This window comes from Streptomyces sp. rh34 (assembly GCF_002551245.1).
Classification (GTDB): Bacteria; Actinomycetota; Actinomycetes; order Streptomycetales; family Streptomycetaceae; genus Streptomyces.
The window spans coordinates 1-2062 of record NZ_NTGZ01000491.1 but is presented as its reverse complement, the minus strand read 5'-3'; the positions used below and the strand labels follow the sequence as shown (position 1 = coordinate 2062).

Genomic DNA, 2062 nt, shown 5'->3' with positions numbered 1-2062 from the left:
GTACGGGCCGGGGCCGGGCCCTCGCCGAAGTACCGCCCGCGGTGTCCCGCCGGGGCGGCCTTGGCGTCCAGGTCGGCCGGGCGCAGCCGGGCGCCCGCCTCGATGGCCTCCGCCGGGTCGACGATGCCGTAGCCGCGGGCGTCGTCGCGGCCCTGGGCGGGGGCGTCGCGGGCGGTGTCGGCGAGGAGCTTCTTGATCTGGACCGGGTCGAGGCCCGGGTGGGCGGCACGGACCAGGGCGACCGCGCCGGAGACGAACGCGGCGGCGGCCGAGGTGCCCCACTCGATGTAGTAGTGCCCGTCCGGGTTGGCGACCACGATGTCGACGCCGGGGGCGCTGACGGTGGCGTACCAGCGGCGGGTGGAGAACGAGGCGTGCGTGCCGTACTCGTCGACGGCGGCGACCGCGATCACCCCGGGGTAGGCGGCGGGGTAGGAGATCCGGTCCCCCTTCTCGCCGCCGTTGCCCGCCGACGCGACCACGGGGACGCCCTTGGACAGGGCGTACTGGATGGCCGCGTCCTCGCCGGGGTCGGGGTGGGCGGACTTGCTGTCGTCGCCCAGGGAGAGGTTGATGACGTCGGCGCCGTTGTCCGTGGCCCAGCGGATGCCGTCGGCGAGGGCGGTACCGCGGGACTTGCGGGCCTTGGCGCGGGCCGGGTCCTTGGACTCCAGGATGACCCGGACCGGCAGGATCCGGGCCTCGGGGGCTATGCCGAGGATGCCGTCGGAGCGCCCGGGGCCGTTGCCGCGTCCGGCGATGATGCCGGCCATCGCGGTGCCGTGCAGGGCCCAGGAGGAGTCACCGCGGGTGGCGCCGAAGCCGACGAGGTCCTTGCCGGGGAGCACCTGGCCCGTCAGGTCGGGGTGGGCGTCGTCGACCCCGGTGTCCAGGACGGCGACGGTGACGCCCTGGCCCCGGGTGGTCTCCCAGGCTCGGTCGGTGTGCAGGGCGTCCAGGGCCCACTGCTGGTCACGGATGGCGTCCGCGTGGGCGGGCGCGGCGGGGGTGAGCGCGAGGACGGCGGCGGCGCAGACCGCGGCGAGGACGCGGTGGGGTCGTCGGGTCATCCGGGCTGCTCCGTGAGTTCGGCAACGGCTCCGCGCAGTCCGCGCTCCACCCGGTCCGCGACGCCCTTCGCCTCGTGGCCGAGCCCGGCCTGGGCGATGTCCGTCGAGGCACCCGACGCCATGGCGTCGGGTGCGGGCTGCGGGTCGGCGACGGTGCGGCCGTCCGCGAAACCGGAGACGGCGAGGACGACGACCGGGATCCCGGTGAGCGGGGTGACCGTCCAACTGGCGCGCTGCCCGTCACCGAAGGAGGCCGCGGGCGTGCCTTCGGGGGCGTACGTACGGGGCATGAGGTCCTTGCGCGAGCCGAGCCTCTGCCCGGTGAACCGGGTCCGCAGGGCCTCCATGCCCGCGGCGTCGGCCTCGGTGAAGACCAGGCCGACGGTGGTGACGGCGGAGCGGGTGGCGTCGGTGTAGGTGGCGCGCACCAGCCGTTCGCAGCCCACGGAGCGGAGCGTCGTCAGGAGCAGCGGGTCGAGCCCGGCTTTGCACGTGCTGTCGGGGGCGACGGCGATCCGGGTCCAGGTGCGGTGGGTGCCGCCGGGGCCCGCGCCCTCGCCCCGGAGGGTGCGCGGGAACAGCGTGTCGACGGGGACGCTGTGCCAGGCGCCGCGTGCGGCGGTGTACGGGTTCCCGGTGGTCTCGGCCGAGGAGTCGCCCGTCAGCCAGGCGCCGGTGGCGGCCCCGCCGATCAGCCCGAGGCCGAGCACGACGCAGGCGGCGGCCGTCGCGGTACGCCACCGCTGCCGGGGCCGGACCGGCCGCAGCCGGGTGGTGGTCTCGGCGGGGGTCTCCGGGTAGCCGTAGCGCACCGGCGTCCGGTAGCCGCCGGGGGGCGGCGGAGCGGCTCCCGGCGCGGGCGTCAGATCGACGGCCCCGACGGGCCTGCGCCGGGTGACGGTCGGCGGGCCGGCGGGCGGACCGGGATACGTCGGGCTCACGGAACCCGCGGGGGGCGGGCCCGGGGGCGTGGGGCTCGTGGGGGGCGGCGT

At 77.1% G+C, this 2062-nt stretch carries 2 protein-coding genes; both read right to left on the bottom strand.

What is annotated here, in order from left to right:
• Positions 1-1070 (bottom strand): type VII secretion-associated serine protease mycosin (mycP, locus tag CR470_RS37570; RefSeq protein ID WP_097872210.1); only part of this gene is annotated, 1070 nt, incomplete at its 3' end.
• Positions 1067-1936 (bottom strand): hypothetical protein, encoded by an 870-nt coding sequence (locus CR470_RS37565; RefSeq protein WP_097872212.1) that lies wholly within the window; start codon positions 1934-1936, stop codon positions 1067-1069. The genes CR470_RS37565 and mycP, both read right to left, overlap by 4 nt.
• Positions 1937-2062 lie beyond the last annotated feature (126 nt).